Source organism: Streptomyces sp. SBT349 (assembly GCF_001083795.1).
GTDB lineage: Bacteria > Actinomycetota > Actinomycetes > Streptomycetales > Streptomycetaceae > Streptomyces.
The window spans coordinates 1-17,212 of sequence record NZ_LAVK01000151.1 but is presented as its reverse complement, the minus strand read 5'-3'; the positions used below and the strand labels follow the sequence as shown (position 1 = coordinate 17,212).

Here is a 17,212-nt window from a genome sequence, read left to right as displayed (position 1 = left end):
GTCGGGGGGTCGGGCCGCCCCGGGCCGACGGCTCAGGGGGCCTGGGCCGTCGAGCCGCGGACGACCAGCTCGGGCTGGAAGACGAACTCGGTGCGCTGGACGAGGGTGCCGCCGATCTCTTCGAGCAGGGAGTCGACGGCGGCGCTCGCCATGGCCCGCACCGGCTGGCGCAGGGTGGTCAGGGGCGGGTCGGTGAACGCGATGATGTCGGAGTCGTCGTAGCCGATGACGGACACGTCGCGCGGCACCTCGCCGCCGCGGTCGCGCACGGCGCGGATCGCGCCGAGCGCCATCATGTCGCTGCCGCAGACGATGCCGGTGCAGCCCGCGTCCAGCAGCGAGGAGGCGGCGGCCTGGCCGCCCTCGACGCTGAACAGCGAGTGCCGGACGGCGCCTTCGCGGGCCGTCTCGGCGAGGAACCCGGCGACCTTGCGCCGCACGGGCACGAAGCGGTCGGGGCCCACAGCGAGGCCAAGGCGCCGGTGGCCGAGCGCCCGCAGGTGCCGGACGGCGATCCGGACCGCCGCGTCGTCGTCGGGCGAGACGAACGGCGCGTCGACCTTCGGGTTGAAGCCGTTGACGAGCACGAACGGGACGCCGCGGCCGGTCAGGCGCGCGTAGCGCTCGGGGTCGGCGCTGGTGTCGGCGTGCAGCCCGGACAGGAACACGATGCCGGTGACGCCGCGTTCGACGAGCTGGTCCACGAGCTCGTCCTCGGTGGCGCCGCCGGGGCTCTGGGTGCAGAGCACCGGGATGTAGCCGTGGGGGGCGAGGTGGTTCTCGATGACCTGCGCGAAGGCCGGGAAGATCGGGTTGGTCAGCTCGGGGATGACCAGCCCGACGAGCCCGGCGCTGCGCTGCCTCAGCCGGACCGGGCGCTCGTACCCCAGGACGTCCAGGGCGGCGAGCACCCTCTGCCGGGTGGCGGCGGCGACGCCCGCCTTGCCGTTGAGCACCCGGCTGACCGTCGCCTCGCTGACCCCGGCCTGCGAGGCGAGGTCGGCCAGCCGGGCGGGCCCGGGGCCGTCCTCGTTCACGGCAGCCCCGCGTTCGCGCCCCGGTCCGGGGAGCGGACGCCGTCGTTCCTCACGGCGTCTCCCACCAGACCGTCGTGTCGCCCGGGAGCACCGGGCCGCCGGGCCAGGGGGCGCTGGCCAGGAGGAGGCGGCCCGGCTCGGGGAGGATCTCCGGTATCCCGACCGCGCTGCCGGTGGTGTTGACCGCGCAGACCACGGCGGAGCCGTCCACGCCGCGGCGGCGGAACGCGAGGACGCCGTCCGGCGCGTCGAGCCACTCGACGGCGTCGCCCGCGCCGAGCGCCGTGTGGACGCGCCGGGTGGACAGGGCCGCCCGGTACAGCTCCAGGGTGGAGGCGGGGTCGCCGGTCTGCTCGGCCACCGCGAGGCCGCCCCAGGCGGTGGGCTGCGGCAGCCAGCTTCCGCCGTCGCCGAATCCGTAGGAACTCCCTTGCGCGGTCCAGGGGATGGGCACGCGGCAGCCGTCGCGCAGCCCGTCCTGGCCGTCCGAGTCGCCGCCGCCGCGCCGGAAGAACGCGGGGTCCTGGCGCGCCTCGTCGGGCAGGTCGGTCACCTCGGGCAGGCCCAGCTCCTCGCCCTGGTAGAGGTAGGCGGAGCCGGGCAGCGCCAGCATCAGCAGGGTCGCGGCCCTGGCGCGTGCCAGGCTGCCGCCGAGCCGGGTGAGGTGGCGCACCACGTCGTGGTTGGACAGGACCCAGGTGGAGGGGGCGCCGACCGGGCGCATCGAGTCCAGCGAGGAGTCGATGGCGGCGCGCAGGGCCGCCGCGTTCCACGGGGTGTTGAGGTAGTGGAAGTTGAACGCCTGGTGCAGCTCGTCGGGGCGGACGTAGAGGGAGGTGCGGTCGGCGGTCGGGGTCCACGCCTCGGCGACGCCGATGCGCGGGCGCGGGTACTCGTCGAGGATGCGGCGCCAGGAGCGGTAGATCTCGTGGACGCCGTCCTGGTCGAAGAAGGGGAGGATCTGGGTGCCGAGCAGCCGCAGCTGCCCCGGGTGGCCCATGTCGGGGAGCCCGGGGGCCTTGATCAGGCCGTGGGCGACGTCGACGCGGAAGCCGTCGACGCCCATGTCCAGCCAGAACCGCAGCACCGAGCGGAACTCGTCGTGGACGGCGGTGTTGTCCCAGTTGAAGTCCGGCTGCTGCGGCGCGAACAGGTGCAGGTACCACTCCCCCGGCGTGCCGTCCGGGTCGGCCACCCGCGTCCAGGCGGGGCCGCCGAAGATGGACTCCCAGTCGTTGGGCGGGAGTTCCCCGTGCGCGCCGCGCCCCGGCCTGAAGTGGTAACGGTCGCGCAGCGCGGACCCCGGGCCCTCGCGCAGCGCCCGCCGGAACCACTCGTGCCGGTCGGACGAGTGGTTGGGCACGAGGTCCACGATGACCTTGAGGCTCAGCTCGTGGGCGTCGCGCAGCAGCGCGTCGGCGTCGTGCAGGTCGCCGAACATCGGGTCGATGGCCCGGTAGTCGGCCACGTCGTAGCCGGCGTCGGCCTGGGGCGAGGCGTAGAACGGGCTCAGCCAGACCGCGTCCACGCCGAGCGAGGCCAGGTAGGGGAGCCGGCTGCGGATGCCGGCGAGGTCGCCCATGCCGTCGCCGTTGCCGTCGGCGAACGACCGCGGATAGACCTGGTAGATGACCGCGTCGCGCCACCACTCCGACCGACCGCCCTCGGGGCGGGTGGGGTCGCTGGTCGGCTGGGTGCGGTCAGCGAGGTGCTGGGTCATGGTCATCCTTGAGATGGTGACGTGAGGACAGGACGGTGCGGCCCGCGCCCGGCGCGGGCCGTGCTCGCGCCGGGCGCGCTCGGCCCCGGGTCACGCCTTGGTGGCGCCGGCCGTGAGCCCGGACTGGAGGTGGCGCTGCGCGTAGCCGAAGACGAGGATGGCGGGCACCGCGATGAGCACCGCCGCGGCGGTCATCAGGTGCCAGTCCTGGGTGTGCTGGTTGACGAACGTCTGGAGCCCGCCGGCGAGGGTGAGGTTGGTCTCGCCGGTCATGAAGGCGGTGGCGTAGGCGACCTCGGCCCAGGCGGTGACGAAGGTGTAGAACGAGGTCACCGCGAGCGCCGGCCTGGCCAGCGGCATGATCAGCCGCCAGAACGTGCCGAACGGGTTGAGGCCGTCCACGCGGCCCGACTCGTCGATGGCGACCGGGATGGTGTCGAAGAAGCCCTTCATCATCCAGGCGCAGAACGGCACGGCGATGGTGAGGTACGTGACGACGAGGCCGATCGGCTGGTTGAGCAGGCCGTAGCGCGACATCAGGTTGTACAGCGGCACGATCAGCACGGCCATGGGGAACATCTGCGTGATCAGCAGGGTCCACATCAGCGGGCGCATGCCGGGGAAGCGGAAGCGACTGAGCGCGTAGCCCGTGGTGGCCGAGATGAGGACGCCGACGACGGTGGTCGCCAGCACGACCACCACCGAGTTGCCGAACCACCTGAGGAACTCGGTGTCGTTGAGGACGTGGTCGTAGTTGTCCAGCGTGAAGTGGGAGACCAGCGACCGGGTGAAGGTGTCGGACTTGGGCTTGAAGGACGTGACCAGGAGCCACAGCGGCGGGAAGACCGCGATCGCGGACGCGGTCAGCAGCGTCGCGTGCAGCCCGATCGAGGCGGCGCGCCCGCGCCGGCCGCGGCGGCGCGGGGGCCGGCGCCCACCTCGCCCGGTGTCCCGGACGCCGCCCGGGGGAACGGGGCGCGCCGGGCGCGGTTCGTCGAGGGGGGTCGTCTCCGTGGCCATGGTCACCACACCTCTCCCTGCCTGCGCAGCGCCTTGCGGTAGGCGACCGCGAAGAGGACCAGGAGCACCAGGATGAGCACGCCCCAGGCCGCGGAGGTGGCGAAGTCGCGCGGGCTGGCGACGAATGCCAGCCGGAACGCCTCCGTCACCAGGATGTCCGTGGACCCGGCCGGTCCCCCGCGGGTCAGCAGGAAGATCACCGGGAACATGTTGAAGGTCCAGATGGTGCTCAGCAGCACCACGGTCATGGCCACCGGCCTGACGCCGGGCAGCGTGATGTGGCGGAACCGCTGCCACGCGTTCGCGCCGTCCATCTCCGCCGCCTCGTACTGCTCGGCGGGGATCGACTGGAGGGCGCCGAGCATGGCGATGAGCATGAACGGCACGCCGAGCCAGACGTTCACGGCGATGACGGCGACCTTGGCCCAGGTGGGGTCGGACAGCCAGGCGATGCCGTCGATGCCGCCGCCTTCGAGCAGGCTGTTGAGCATGCCGTTGCGCTCGTTGTAGAGCATCCGCCAGGCGAAGACCGAGACGAACGCCGGGATGGCCCACGGCAGGATCAGCGCCATGCGGTAGGCGGCGCGGCCCCGGAACTCGCGGTTGAGCATGTTCGCCAGGGCGAGCCCGATGGCGAAGGTCAGCGCCACGCAGCCCACGGTCCACACCACGGTCCAGCCGAGCCGGTCCCAGAAGGTGTCGTCGCCGAGGATGTCGGTGTAGTTCTCCAGGCCGACGAACTCGTAGGTGGCGGGCAGGGTGTTGACGCCGATGCGGCGCTCGACGTTGGCCTCGTCCGCGTCGGTGAGGGAGAGGAAGACGCCGCGGACCAGGGGCCAGCCGACGATGGCGCCGATCACCAGCACCACGGGGGCGATCATCGCCCAGGCGTACCAGTGGGTAAACACGGCCCGGCGGAGCCGGCCGGGGGCGCCCCGGCCGCCACGGGGGCCGCGGACGCGCACGGCGCCCGCGGCCGGTGCAGGTGCCGCTGCCGCGGCCGGTTCGGGGGAGGTCACGGCGTCAGCCATGGCGGAAGGCCCCTCCACTTCCGCGCCGTCTCACGGCCCGGCGGGGGGTGCCCCCCGGCCGACGGCTGGGGGAGGCGCCCACCGCTCTTCCCTCGCTCGCTTCTCCGCCCGCGCGGCATCCCGCGGGCTTCGCGGTCATCCGCGGCTGTGCGGCCGCGCGCTCGTCGCTCACCACTCTTCCCTCGCTCGCTTCTCCGCCCGCGCGGCATCCCGCGAGCCTCGCGGTCACCCGCCGCTGTGCCGCCGCGCGCTCGTCGCTCACCACTCCTCCCCCGCTCGCTTCTCCGCCCACGCGGCATCCCGCGAGCCTCGCGGTCACCCGCCGCTGTGCCGCCGCGCGCTCGTCGCTCACCACTCCTCCCCCGCTCGCTTCTCCGCCCACGCGGCATCCCGCCAGCCTCGCGGTCACCCGCGGCTGTGCGGCCGCGCGCTCGTCGCTCACTGCCAGTCCTCAAGCAGGTCGCGGTAGGCGTCGCCGGTGTCGGAGGCCGCCTCCTCGGGGGAGGCGGAGCCGGTCAGCATGGCCTCGATCGAGATGCGCAGCGGCTCGAAGAGGGACTGTGCCTCGGGGATCCAGGGCCGCTCGTGGGCCACGTCGACGGCCGGCTTGAAGAAGTCCACCATCGCGTTCTCCTGGACGGAGGGCTCCTCGTAGACGGACGCGCGGGTCGGCAGCAGGCTCAGCTCGTCGGTGATCCGCTGCTGGGTCGCGGCCGAGCTCATGTAGGAGACGAACTCGAAGGACGCTTCCGCGTCCGGGGTGCCCGCGTAGACGCCGTAGTTCCAGCCGCCGAGCGGCGAGCCCTGGGCCGAGCCCCCGGCCGGGACCGGGGCCACGCCCAGGTCCTCGCCGAGCGCGGCGGTGGCGTCGGCGATGGCCCACGGGCCGTTGACCATCATGGCGACCTCGCCGCCGGAGAAGGCGGACATCATGTTCTCCCAGCCCTCGCTGGTGTCCGTGATGGCGGCGCCCGAGTCGACGAGGCCCTGCATCCGCTCGAACGCGGCGACACCCGCCTCGTCGTCGACGGTGACCCGCTGGTCGCCGGCGTCGACCAGGTCGCCGCCCTCGCCGTAGAGGAACGGCAGGAACCAGTAGGGGTCGTCGCCGCGGACGTAGAGCGGGGTGACGCCGTTCTCCTCGAACGCGCCCGTGGAGTCCTCGATGTCGGCCAGGGACGCGGGGACCTCGACGGCCGCCTCGTCCAGCAGGGCGCGGTTGTAGAAGAGGGCGAGGGTGTCGGTCACCTGCGGGACGGCGTAGGTCTGGCCGTCGTACTGGGTGGAGGCCCACGCCTCGTCCAGGAAGTCCTCCTGGTCCTCCAGCGCCGCGGTGTCGTCCAGCGGGTAGAGGTAGCCGAGGCTGGCGAAGTCGGCCACCCAGGCGACCTCGGTCCGCATCACGTCGGGCGCCTCGTTGGCCCCCGCGGCGTTCTTGAAGCGGTTCTGCGCGTCGTCGAAGCCGATGTTCACGTACTCGACGGTGACGCCCGGGTGCATCTCCTCGAACTCGGTGGCCACGGCCTCGAAGACCTCGGCCTCCGTCTCGTTCGAGGTGTCCCAGTAGGTGACGGTGCCGGACAGTTCGCCGTCGGCGCCGCCCCCGCCGCCGTCCCCGTCACCGTCGTCGCTTCCGCAAGCCGTTGCCGCAAGTGCCAGAGCCGCGACCATGGCTGTCGTCCCTATGCTGCGCCGCATGTGAACTCCTTCAAGCGTTACGCCCGGTTCAGGGGGTTCTGTCCACCCTAGGCGCCGCGCCACTGCGACGCCGGGCTGAGCAGGAACGTAACAGCGCTGCCATATTTTGGAAAGACCTTGCGGTAAATTGCTGCAAGCCCGAGGGCAAGCAGTGACAAGCCCCCGAAATTCATACATTCCGGTACGTTTCCCGGCCTCCGGTGGGCACCGTCACCGGCGACCGGTACAGTCCCGAATTGTGACCGCACGGCTTGCCGACATCGCAGCCCAGGCGGGGGTCAGCGAAGCGACCGTCAGCCGTGTGCTCAACGGCAAGCCGGGAGTTGCCGCCGCCACCCGCGAATCCGTCCTGATGGCCCTCGACCTTCTCGGGTACGAGCGCCCGCCTCGGCTCGTCAAGCGCAGCGCCGGTCTCGTGGGGCTGATCACTCCGGAGCTGGAGAACCCGATCTTCCCGGCCTTCGCGCAGGTCATCTGCCAGGCGCTGACCCGTCAGGGGTACACGCCCGTGCTGGCGACGCAGACGCCGGGCGGCTCCACGGAGGACGAGCTGACCACCATGCTGGTCGAGCGCGGCGTCTCCGGGATCATCTTCATCTCCGGCCTGCACGCCGACACCAGCGCGGACATGGAACGTTACGAGCGGCTGCGCGGCTTCGGGGTCCCGTTCGTCCTCATCAACGGCTTCTCCCCCAAGGTGCGCGCCCCGTTCGTCTCCCCCGACGACCGGGCGGCCATGCGGCTGGCCGTCACCCACCTGGTCTCCCTCGGTCACCGGCGGATCGGACTCGCTCTCGGACCGGCCAGGTTCGTTCCCGTTCAACGCAAGATCGAGGGCTTCCTGCGCGGGATGGAGGAGGAGCTCGGGCTTCCGGAGAAGGACGCGCGGCGGCTCGTCGAGCACTCGCTCTACACGCTGGAGGGCGGCCAGGCCGCGACCACGGAGCTGCTGGCCCGCGACTGCACGGCGGTGGTCTGCGCCAGCGACATGATGGCGCTGGGCGCGATCCGCGCGGCGCGGCAGCGGGGCCTGGCCGTCCCCGAGCACTGCTCGGTCATCGGCTTCGACGACTCGCCGCTGATCGCCTTCACCGACCCGCCCCTGACGACGATCCGCCAGCCGGTCCCCGCGATGGGTCAGGCGGCCGTGCGCGCCCTTCTGGAAGAGGTCGGCGGAACGCCCGCGCCGCACAGCGAGTTCATCTTCCTCCCCGAGCTGGTCGTCCGCGGCTCGACCGCCACCGCGCCCGTCATACAGCAGGCGTAGGGGGCCGTCCCCGAGAGGGGGCGGGGGGCCGCTCGGCCGGGTGGAGGAGAAGCGGCAGGCCGAAGACCCGACCGGAGGATGATCGGGTCGGCGTCAGTCCTCTGGCAAACTGTTCGCCCATGGGGGCAACCAGCGTCAGTTCGAAAGTGGAGCGAGTGGATCCGGCACAGCCCGTGACCGGCCGGGACGAGGACGCGGCCGCCCCCCCGAAACGCCTCAGGTCACTGCGGCGTCCCCGGCGGCCGAGGCTCTGGTTCGAACTGCTGCTCATCGCCGTCAGTTACCTCATCTACTCGATGATCCGCAACGCCGCCCCGCTGCGCGAGGAGCAGGCGCAGAGCCACGCCCGCTGGATCTGGGAGCTCCAGGACTCCATGGGCCTCGCCTTCGAGCGCGGGCTCAACCACGCGATCGGCGGCGTCACCTGGCTCATCATCGCGATGAACTACTACTACGCGACGCTCCACTTCATCGTCACGATCGCCGTCCTCGTCTGGCTCTTCCGCAGCCACCCCGGGCGGTACGGCGCGACGCGGCTCGTCCTGTTCGCCACCACCGCCGTGGCCCTGCTGGGGTACTACTTCTACCCCTTGGCGCCGCCCCGGCTGATGGACGGCATGGACTTCATCGACACCGCCAGCGTCCACCGGACGTGGGGCTCGCTGTCCGCGGAGGACAGCGCCATGGCGTCGGTGTCCAACCAGTACGCGGCCATGCCGTCGATGCACATCGGCTGGTCGGTGTGGTGCGGCATCACCATCGCGGTGCTGGCCAGGCCGCTGTGGCTGAAGCTGCTCGGGGCGCTCTACCCGGCGCTCACCCTGCTGGTGATCATGGCCACCGCCAACCACTTCTGGCTCGACGCGGCGGGCGGCGTGGTCTGCCTGGCGTTCGGCTACGGCGTCGCCTACCTCTGGTACGGCGGCGTCTGCTACCGGCTGCCCCGGCAGGTACCCGGCACACCCGGCGCCCCGGACGACGGTGACCGCGCCTCCGGCGGTCCCCCCTCCCGCGGCCGGCCCTCCCGGGATCAGCCCTCGTAGAAGAGCCGCTCGACCACCGCGCGGGCGCGGCGGGTGGTGCGCCGGTAGTCGTCCAGCATCCGGCCGACGGTGCCCGGCTCGTACCCCAGGTAACGGGCCACCGCCGCCGATTCGCGCGCGTCGGTGGGGAAGGTGTCCTGCGGGCGGGCCCGCACCAGCATCACCGCGTTCCGCACGCGGGAGGCCAGCACCCACGCCTCGTCCAGCACCTCGGCGTCCTCGGCGTCGAGGAGCCCGGCCTCCACCGCCGCGGTCAGGGCCGCGCGGGTGCGGGTGGTGCGCAGCCCGGGGACGGCGTGCCCGTGCCGCATCTGGAGGAGCTGCACGGTCCACTCGACGTCGGAGAGCCCGCCGCGGCCCAGCTTGGTGTGGAGGGTGGGGTCGGCGCCGCGTGGCAGCCGTTCCGCCTCCATCCGCGCCTTCAGCCGCCGGATCTCCCGCACCGCGTCCTGGTCGAGGCCGCCCGCAGGGTGGCGCAGCGGGTCGATGAGGGCGATGAACCGCTCTCCCAGCTCCGCGTCGCCCGCCACCGGCTCGGCCCGCAGCAGCGCCTGGCTCTCCCAGCCGAGCGACCAGCGGCGGTAGTAGGCGCGGTAGCTGGTGAGCGAGCGGACGAGCGGGCCGTTCCTGCCCTCGGGGCGCAGGTGGGTGTCGACCAGCAGCGGCGGATCGACGCTGGGGAGCTGGAGCAGCCGGATCGCCTCGTTGGCGATGGCGGACGCGGCGTCGGCCGCCTCCCGTTCGTCCGCGCCCCCGACCGGCTCGTGGACGAGGATGACGTCGGCGTCCGAGCCGTAGCTCAGCTCGTGGCCGCCGAAGCGGCCCATGGCGATCACGGCGATCCGCGCGGGCGGCGGGTCCTGGCCGTGGGCGGCCGTGGCGGTGGCGAGCGCGCCGGCGATGGTGGCGGCGTTGATGTCGGTGAGCGCCGCGCCCACCCGGTCCAGCGCGGCGCCCGGCTCCCGGGCCGCCGCGGACGGCTCCGCCAGCTCCGGGGGCTCCGGCGACGCGGCGTCCTCGGGGGCGTAGGCGCCGACGATGTCCCCCGCGGCGGTGCGGAACAGCTCGCGGCGGCGGATCCCGCGGGCGACGGTCACCGCGTTCTCCGGGGTGTTGGCGCGGCGGACGGCGGCCAGGATCTCCTGGCGGAGGGCGGCGGCGGGCCGCGGTCGCAGGCCCTCCGGGTCGCCGAGCAGGGCGACGGCCTCGGGGGCGCGCAGCAGCAGGTCGGGGGCGAGGCGGCCCGCGGACAGGACGCGGGCCAGGTTCTCCGCGGCGGCGCCCTCGTCGCGCAGCAGCCGCAGGTACCAGGGGCTGTTGCCCAGCGCGTCGGAGACCTTGCGGAAGCCGAGCAGCCCGGCGTCGGGCTCGGCCGAGTCGGCGAAGCTGTCGAGCAGCACCGGCAGCAGGGTCCGCTGGATGGCGGCCTTGCGGGAAACGCCCGAGGCCAGCGCGGTCAGGTGGCGCAGCGCGGCGGCGGGGTCGGCGAACCCGAGGGCCACCAGGCGCTCCTTCGCCGCGTTCTGCCCGAGCCGCGCCTGCCCCACGTCGAGGCGGGCGACGGCGTCGAGCAGCGGCCGGTAGAACAGCTTCTCGTGCAGGCGCCTGACGCCCGCGGTGTGGTGGCGCCAGGCCGCGGTCAGCTCCTTGACGGGCTCGCCGGTGAAGCCGAGGGAGCGCCCCAGCCTGCGCAGGTCGGCCTCGTCGGTGGGCATCAGATGGGTACGGCGCAGGCGGTGGAGCTGGATGCGGTGCTCGACGGTGCGCAGGAAGCGGTAGGAGGCGTCCAGGGAGGCGGCGTCCTGGCGGCCGACATAGCCCCCGGCGGCGAGGGCGGCCAGGGCGTCGAGGGTGGTGGCGTGCCGCAGCTCGGAGTCGGTGCGGCCGTGGACGAGTTGCAGGAGCTGGACGGCGAACTCGACGTCGCGCAGGCCGCCGGGCCCGAGCTTCAGCTCGCGTTCGGCCTGGCCCGCGGGGATGGAGCTCTCGACGCGGCGGCGCATCCGCTGCACGTCGGGCACGAAGTTCTCCCGCTCGACGGCCTGCCAGACCAGGGGGGCGACGGCTTCGCAGTAGTCGCGGCCGAGGCCGGGGTCGCCCGCGACGGGGCGGGCCTTGAGGAGGGCCTGGAACTCCCAGGTCTTGGCCCACCGCCGGTAGTAGGCCAGGTGGCTGCTCAGCGTCCGGACCAGCGGGCCGTTCCTGCCCTCGGGGCGGAGGTTGGCGTCCACGGGCCAGATGGTGCCCTCGGCCGTGGTGTCGGAGCAGATCCGCATCAGGCGGGCGGCGAGGCGGGTGGCGGCCTGGAGCGCAGGGCCCTCCTCCGCCCCGTCGACGGGCTCGGCGACGAAGATGACGTCCACGTCGGAGACGTAGTTGAGCTCCCGGCCGCCGCACTTGCCCATGCCGATGACGGCGATCCGGCAGCGGGCCGCGTCCTTCGGGCTCTCGCCCTCGGCGATGCGGAGCGCGGCGCGGAGGGTGGCGGTGGCCAGGTCGGCGAGCTCGGCGGCGGTCTCGGCGACGTCCGTGGTGCCGGTGATGTCGCGGGCGGCGATGGTGAGGAGGGCGCGGTAGTAGCCCACGCGCAGCTCGTCGGGGTCGGCGGCGGGCGCGAGGGCGGCCTCGAACTCCGGTGTCCCCGGATGGAGATCGGCGGTCTCGAACGCGACGAGGGCCTGCCATTCGGCGGGGTGGCGGGCGAGGTGGTCGCTGAGGCCGTCGGAGGCGCCGAGCACGGCGAGGAGGCGGTCCCGCAGGGGCTTGGCCGACATCACGGTGTCGAGCAGCCTGGCTCGTTGCTCCTCGGGCTGGGCCTCGGCCAGCCGGACCAGGCCGTGCAGCGCGGCGTCGGGGTCGGCGGTGGCCGCCAGGGCGTCGAGCAGGGCGCCGTCCCCGGCGTAGGGGACCAGGGCCCGGCCGTCGAGCAGCCGGGCGGCGGCCGTGGGGTCGATGAAACCACGGCGCAGGAGTTGTCCGAAACGGCTGTCCCGCCGCCCGCCCACCGGCACGGCCTCGTCCCCTCTGTGAAGTGTGTCCGTCCGGCCCAGCCTAGGTCCTGCCGGACATATGGCGCCCGGACAGGGGAGCCGGACAGAGCCCGAGCCGCCGGGTCCAGGTGTCCGCTGCGGAACGGGCGGAGCCTAGAGCACCGGCAGGTTCTTCCGCAGTTCGAACGCGGTGACCTCCGAGCGGTACTCCTCCCACTCCTGGCGCTTGTTGCGCAGGAAGAAGTCGAAGACGTGCTCGCCCAGCGTCTCCGCGACCAGCTCGCTGCGCTGCATCAGCTGGATCGCCTCGCCGAGGTTCTGCGGAAGGGGCTCGATGCCCAGCGCCCTGCGCTCCCGGTCGGACAGCGCCCAGACGTCGTCCTCGGCGCCCGGGGGCAGCTCGTAGCCCTCCTCCACGCCCCTGAGGCCCGCGGCCAGCAGCACGGCGTAGGCGAGGTAGGGGTTGGCGCCGGAGTCGAGGGACCGGACCTCGATGCGGGTCGAGCCGGTCTTGCCCGGCTTGTACATCGGGACGCGGATCAGCGCGGAGCGGTTGTTGTGGCCCCAGCAGATGTACGAGGGGGCCTCGCCGCCCGCGCCCGCCGTGCGCTGGGTGCCGCCCCAGATGCGCTTGTAGGAGTTGACCCACTGGTTGGTGACGGCCGAGATCTCCCCGGCGTGCCGGAGGAGCCCGGCGATGAACGAGCGGCCGATCTTGGAGAGCCGGTAGTCGGCGCCGGTCTCGTGGAACGCGTTGCGGTCGCCCTCGAAGAGGGAGAGGTGCGTGTGCATCCCGGACCCGGGGAACTCGGAGAACGGCTTGGGCATGAACGTGGCCTGCACGCCCTGCTCCAGCGCGACCTGCTTCATCACCAGGCGGAACGTCATGATGTTGTCCGCGGTGGAGAGCGCGTCGGCGTACCGCAGGTCGATCTCCTGCTGTCCCGGGGCGCCCTCGTGGTGGGAGAACTCCACGGAGATGCCCATGGACTCCAGCATCGTGATGGCCTGGCGGCGGAAGTCCATGCCGACGGCCTGCGGCGTGTGGTCGAAGTATCCGGAGGTGTCGGCGGGGACGGGGCGGGTGCCGTCCACCGGCTTGGAGTCGAGCAGGAAGAACTCGATCTCCGGGTGGGTGTAGAACGTGAAGCCCAGGTCGGAGCTCTTGGCCAGGGCGCGCTTGAGGACATAGCGCGGGTCGGCGTACGACGGCGAGCCGTCGGGCATGAGGATGTCGCAGAACATGCGGGCGGTGCCTGGCGATTCGGCACGCCAGGGGAGTATCTGGAAGGTGCTCGGGGCGGGCTTGGCGATCATGTCGGACTCGTGCACGCGCGCGAAGCCCTCGATGGCGGAGCCGTCGAAGCCGATGCCCTCCTCGAACGCCTGCTCAAGCTCGGCGGGGGCGATGGCGACCGACTTGAGAAAGCCCAGCACATCGGTGAACCACAGCCGCACAAAGCGGATGTCCCGCTCCTCCAGCGTGCGGAGCACGAACTCCTGCTGCTTCTCCATTTCCACCCATCCTCGCTGGTCAGACGGCTCGTCCCCCGGCCGCGGGTCCTGCGGGGGCCCTGAGCATCCCATCACAGGATTTCCGCCGCGTTGCGCATGCGCGACCGGGGCGCCCCGGCTCCATTGTGGAACACCGGCGGGAACACCGCCCCGCCGCGCCGGGACTCTTCCGGCCGCTCGTTCGGGGGAGCTTTCCGCAACCGCCTGCGCCGGGGACCGCGCGCCCTCTACTCTCCCGTGTCACAGAGCGAGTTGCCGCCGTCACGGCTCGTTGCCGCTCGTTGCCGCTCGTTGCCGCCTTGCGCGTCGGAGGCCAGTGAGGACCCCATGGTGTATGCCGAAGCTTTACGACGGGACCGCCGTCCCGCGACGACCACCGGCCGGTGGTTCGCCGCGCCCGCCCTGGTGGGGCTGCTCGCCGTCGTCTCGGCGTTCCTGGTGGGGGCCGAGGCGCGGGTCGCGGTGCTGGGCTGCGGCGCGGCGGCGACGCTCGCGGTGGGAGCCGTGGCGGGCGAGACCGCGCGCCGGGGCCGGGCCGTGGCCGCCCTGGGCGAGCGCCTGGAGCGGCAGGCCGACGACACCTCCACGCTGGTCTACGACGTGGTGCCGCCGCTGCTGGAGAAGCTGCGCGGCGGGGTGGTCGACGCGGACGTGGTGCCGCCGCTGACCCCGGGGCCCGCCTCGGACGTGCGGCTCCAGGCGGCGCACGAGACGCTGCTCTTCTCGCTCGTGGACGCCGCGCGCGAGAAGGAGTTGCAGCGCGACTCGGGGAAGCGGGCGATCGTCAGCGTCGCGGGCCGCATCCAGTCGGAGATCCACCGGCTCCAGCAGCAGGTGACGGCGATGCAGTTCCGCCACGACTCCCCCGAGCTGCTGGGCGACCTGATGGAGGTGGAGCACGGGGTGAACGTGGCGGGCCGGTTCGCCACCGCGCTGGCCGTGCTCGGCGGCGGCGTCCCGCTGCGCCGGTTCAGGGCGCCGGTCACCCTGCACGACCTGATGCGCGCGGGCGCGGGGCCGATCACCGAGTACACGCGGGTGACGCAGCACCATGTGGTGGACACGGCGGTGGTGGGCGAGGCGGCCGAGTCGCTGGTCCTAGTCCTGGCCGAGCTGCTGGACAACGCCACCCGGTTCTCGCCCCCGCCCACCAAGGTGGTGATGAACGCGCAGGAGGTGGCCCACGGCATCGAGGTGTCCATCGAGGACTGCGGCGCCGGACTGACCGCGGAGACCGCGGAGCGCGCCGAGTCCCTGCTGCGGCAGGGCGTGGACGGCATCGACGTGATCGACCTCGGCGAGACGGCGCGGATCGGGCTGCGGGTGGCGGGCATCCTGGCGGGCCACTGGGGGGCGCGCATCTCGTTGCGCCCCTCCACGGGCGCCGGGGTGCGCGCGGTGGTGTTCCTGCCGGACGAGCTGTTCACCGCCTTGCCGCCGTCGGCCCGTCCGGCGTACGCCAAGCCGAGCCCGTTCGCGGAGTGGCCGCCGGGGCCCGGCGGGGTCCCGGGCCCCGGCGGGCCGGAGGCGCCGGGCGAACGTGACCGGCGGGGGGGGGCGCCTGCGGACGCGGGGGGCGCGCCGGAGAGGAGCGTGCGCGGGCTGCCGCAGCGCAGGCGCCCGCCGGGGTTGTGGGTGGAGGCGTTCTACGCGGGGCTGCGCGCGGAGCGCGACAGCGGAGAGAGCGGACATGGATGACAACGACACGACACCGCGCCGGGCGTCCGCACTGGACCGGCTGCTCGGGGACTTCGCGGCGGCCCTGCCGTGCGTGCGGCACGTCGTCGTGCTGTCGGCGGACGGGCTCTGCCTGGCGTGGCACGGCGGCGGCCCCGACAGCGCCGAGCGCCTCGCGGCCGTCGCCTCGGGGGTCGAGAGCCTGGCCCGTTCGGTCGTGGGCGAGCTCACCGACCGGGAACCGTCCCCGGGCGAGGCCGCGCGGATGGTGCTGATGGAGCTGGACGGCGGCTTCTTCCTGCTGATGTCGGCGGGCGCCCGCACCTGCCTCGCCGTCACCACGGACGAGGGCGGTGAGCCCGGCCGGGTCGGCGCGGGGATGCGCGATCTGGCGCCGCGCCTCGGGGACCACCTCGCGGCCCTGGGCGCGGCGGCCCGGAAGGCGTCGCCGTGACGGAGGTGGACCGGGGCGGGGACGGGCCGACCGTTCCGCTCTATGTCGTCACCGGCGGGCGGGCCGGAGTCCCCCGCGGCATCGTCCCGGCCACGCTCGTCGTGGCGCGGTCGGTGCCCGCGCCGGGCGACGCGCCGGAGCGGGCCGCGCTCCTGCGCGCCTGCGTGCGCCCCAGGCCCGCCGGGGAGCTGGCCGCCGGGCTCGGCCTGCCGTTCGGCGTCGTCGCCGTGCTGGTGGAGGACCTGCGCGCGGGCGCCGGGGTCGAGCTCGGGGCGGGAGGAGGCGAGCGGCCGACGGGCGCCGCGGACGCCGCCGCGGGGAGCGACCCCGCGACGCTGAAGGCGCTGATCGATGGACTGCAACGGCTCTGACCGGCGCCCGGAGCCCCGGGCGCGCCGGATCCCCAGGACCCTTCGGAGGCCCCCGTGACCGCGACCCCGCCCGAACCGGCCCGCAGGCCGGAGTGCCCGGCCCCCCACCGCGGGCCGGGCGGCGTTCAACGGCTGTACGGCTCCGCCGCGGCGACCGAGCCGACCGAGCTGTTCGAGCGGCTGCGGGCCGAGCACGGCCCGGTGGTGCCGGTGCTGCTCGAAGGGGACGAGCCCGCCTGGCTGGTCATCGGCTACAACGAGATCCTCCATGTCACGCGGAACCCGCGCCGCTTCAGCCGCGACGGGCGGAACTGGGCGGCGTTCACGGAGGGCAGGATCGGGCCCGAGGCCCCCATCGCGCCGGTGCTGCTGTGGGGTCCCGACTGCACGCACCAGGACGGCGTGGTGCACCAGCGGCTGCGCGGCGCGGTCAGCGAGAGCCTCCAGCGCTTCGACCGCAGGGGGCTGCGCCGCCTCGTGCAGCGCCACGCCGACCTGCTGATCGACGGCTTCTGCGGCGACGGGCGTGCCGAACTGCTGGGGCAGTACGCGCGGCGGCTGCCGATGCTGGCGCTCACCGAGGTGCTGGGGCTGCCCGGGGCGGAGGGACCGCGGCTGGTGGAGAGCGCGCGCCAACTGCTGATCGGCACCGAGGAGGCGGTGGCCAGCGACCGGCACATCCAGCGGGTGCTGCGCGAGGCGGTGGAGCGCAAGCACGTGGCGCCGGGGCACGACCTGGCGTCCTGGCTGATCGCGCACCCGGCGGACCTCACGGACGAGGAGGTGCAGCACCATCTGCGCCTGGTGCTGGTCGCCGCGAACGAGACGACGACCAACCTCATCGTGAACACGCTCCGGGTCGTCCTGGCCCATCCGCCGCTGCGGGGCTCGGTGTTCGGGGGACGGATGACCCTGCCCGCCGCCGTGGAGCAGGTCCTGTGGGACGAGCCGCCGATCGCGGTGTGCCCCGGAGGCTTCGCGACGCACGACGTGGAGCTGGGCGGCCAGGCCATCCGGAAGGGCGACGCCTTACTGCTGGGCTTGGCGGCGGCGAACGCGGACCCGCGGGTCAGGCCGGAGCCCGGCGCGTTGATGCAGGGGAACCGCTCGCACCTGGCGTTCGCCAGCGGCCCGCACGAGTGCCCCGGCCGGGACGTCGGGCGGGCCGTCGCCGTGACGGCGATCGAGGTGCTGCTGACGCGGCTGCCCGACCTCGGGCTCACGGTGGCGGCGGACGAGCTGACCTGGTCGGCCTCCACCTGGGCGCGCCATCTGGACGCGCTGCCCGTCCGGTTCGCCCCCCGGCGGCCCGCGCCCGCCGGGCCGGCGCGGGCCGAAGGCCCGGCCGCGGCCGGGCCGGGGGCGGGGTCAGGGGCGGGAGCGGGGGCG

General features: G+C 73.7%; 13 protein-coding genes. 6 read left to right on the top strand and 7 right to left on the bottom strand.

Annotation, left to right across the window (positions count from 1 at the left end; all coding sequences use genetic code 11):
- Positions 1 to 32: 32 nt before the first annotated feature.
- The 5 genes from ADY01_RS19375 to ADY01_RS19355 form a co-directional block, all read right to left on the bottom strand.
- Positions 33 to 1,037 carry a LacI family DNA-binding transcriptional regulator gene (locus ADY01_RS19375; RefSeq protein WP_049574922.1) on the bottom strand — a complete coding sequence of 335 codons (1,005 nt, stop codon included), beginning with the start codon at positions 1,035 to 1,037 and terminating at the stop codon, positions 33 to 35.
- A gap of 49 nt (positions 1,038 to 1,086) precedes the next feature.
- Entirely contained in the window at positions 1,087 to 2,757 is a 1,671-nt protein-coding gene (locus tag ADY01_RS19370) for a glycoside hydrolase family 13 protein (RefSeq protein ID WP_049574920.1), read from the bottom strand.
- Positions 2,758 to 2,847: 90 nt separating this feature from the next.
- On the bottom strand, positions 2,848 to 3,777 hold the full coding sequence (locus ADY01_RS19365; protein WP_078900424.1) for a sugar ABC transporter permease: 930 nt from the start codon (positions 3,775 to 3,777) through the stop codon (positions 2,848 to 2,850).
- 2 nt (positions 3,778 to 3,779) lie between these two features.
- On the bottom strand, positions 3,780 to 4,808 hold the full coding sequence (locus ADY01_RS19360; RefSeq protein ID WP_078900422.1) for a carbohydrate ABC transporter permease: 1,029 nt from the start codon (positions 4,806 to 4,808) through the stop codon (positions 3,780 to 3,782).
- Positions 4,809 to 5,246: 438 nt separating this feature from the next.
- The gene (locus tag ADY01_RS19355; protein ID WP_049574917.1) at positions 5,247 to 6,506 is read right to left on the bottom strand and encodes an extracellular solute-binding protein; all 1,260 of its coding nucleotides are present in this window, start codon (positions 6,504 to 6,506) and stop codon (positions 5,247 to 5,249) included.
- 238 nt (positions 6,507 to 6,744) lie between these two features.
- Between ADY01_RS19355 and ADY01_RS19350 the strand changes: the two genes are divergently transcribed.
- Both ADY01_RS19350 and ADY01_RS19345 read left to right on the top strand, forming a co-directional pair.
- Positions 6,745 to 7,773: a LacI family DNA-binding transcriptional regulator gene (locus ADY01_RS19350; RefSeq protein ID WP_049574914.1), complete on the top strand. Its 1,029-nt coding sequence runs from the start codon at positions 6,745 to 6,747 to the stop codon at positions 7,771 to 7,773.
- A 119-nt stretch (positions 7,774 to 7,892) separates the two neighbouring features.
- On the top strand, positions 7,893 to 8,816 hold the full coding sequence (locus ADY01_RS19345; protein ID WP_063784282.1) for a phosphatase PAP2 family protein: 924 nt from the start codon (positions 7,893 to 7,895) through the stop codon (positions 8,814 to 8,816).
- On the opposite strand, the gene ADY01_RS19340 is transcribed toward ADY01_RS19345, so the two are convergent.
- Complete coding sequence (locus tag ADY01_RS19340; RefSeq protein ID WP_049574911.1) at positions 8,804 to 11,827, bottom strand: bifunctional [glutamine synthetase] adenylyltransferase/[glutamine synthetase]-adenylyl-L-tyrosine phosphorylase; 3,024 nt, start codon at positions 11,825 to 11,827, stop codon at positions 8,804 to 8,806. The two genes, ADY01_RS19345 and ADY01_RS19340, sit on opposite strands and share 13 nt — an antisense overlap.
- Before the next feature lie 132 nt (positions 11,828 to 11,959).
- Positions 11,960 to 13,321 carry a glutamine synthetase family protein gene (locus tag ADY01_RS19335; RefSeq protein ID WP_049574907.1) on the bottom strand — a complete coding sequence of 454 codons (1,362 nt, stop codon included), beginning with the start codon at positions 13,319 to 13,321 and terminating at the stop codon, positions 11,960 to 11,962.
- Between the two features lie 327 nt (positions 13,322 to 13,648).
- On the opposite strand from ADY01_RS19335, the gene ADY01_RS19330 reads away from it, so the two are divergent.
- From ADY01_RS19330 to ADY01_RS39180, 4 genes are all read left to right on the top strand, one after another.
- Positions 13,649 to 15,019, top strand: a complete 1,371-nt coding sequence (locus tag ADY01_RS19330) for an ATP-binding protein (protein WP_159001290.1) — start codon at positions 13,649 to 13,651, stop codon at positions 15,017 to 15,019.
- Positions 15,012 to 15,452: a roadblock/LC7 domain-containing protein gene (locus ADY01_RS19325; RefSeq protein ID WP_049574898.1), complete on the top strand. Its 441-nt coding sequence runs from the start codon at positions 15,012 to 15,014 to the stop codon at positions 15,450 to 15,452. The genes ADY01_RS19330 and ADY01_RS19325 overlap by 8 nt, the downstream gene beginning before the upstream one ends.
- Positions 15,449 to 15,823 (top strand): DUF742 domain-containing protein, encoded by a 375-nt coding sequence (locus ADY01_RS19320; protein ID WP_053170980.1) that lies wholly within the window; start codon positions 15,449 to 15,451, stop codon positions 15,821 to 15,823. The genes ADY01_RS19325 and ADY01_RS19320 overlap by 4 nt, the downstream gene beginning before the upstream one ends.
- A gap of 54 nt (positions 15,824 to 15,877) precedes the next feature.
- Positions 15,878 to 17,212, top strand: a 1,335-nt coding sequence (locus ADY01_RS39180) for a cytochrome P450 (protein WP_049574894.1), incomplete at its 3' end; no start/stop codon positions are given.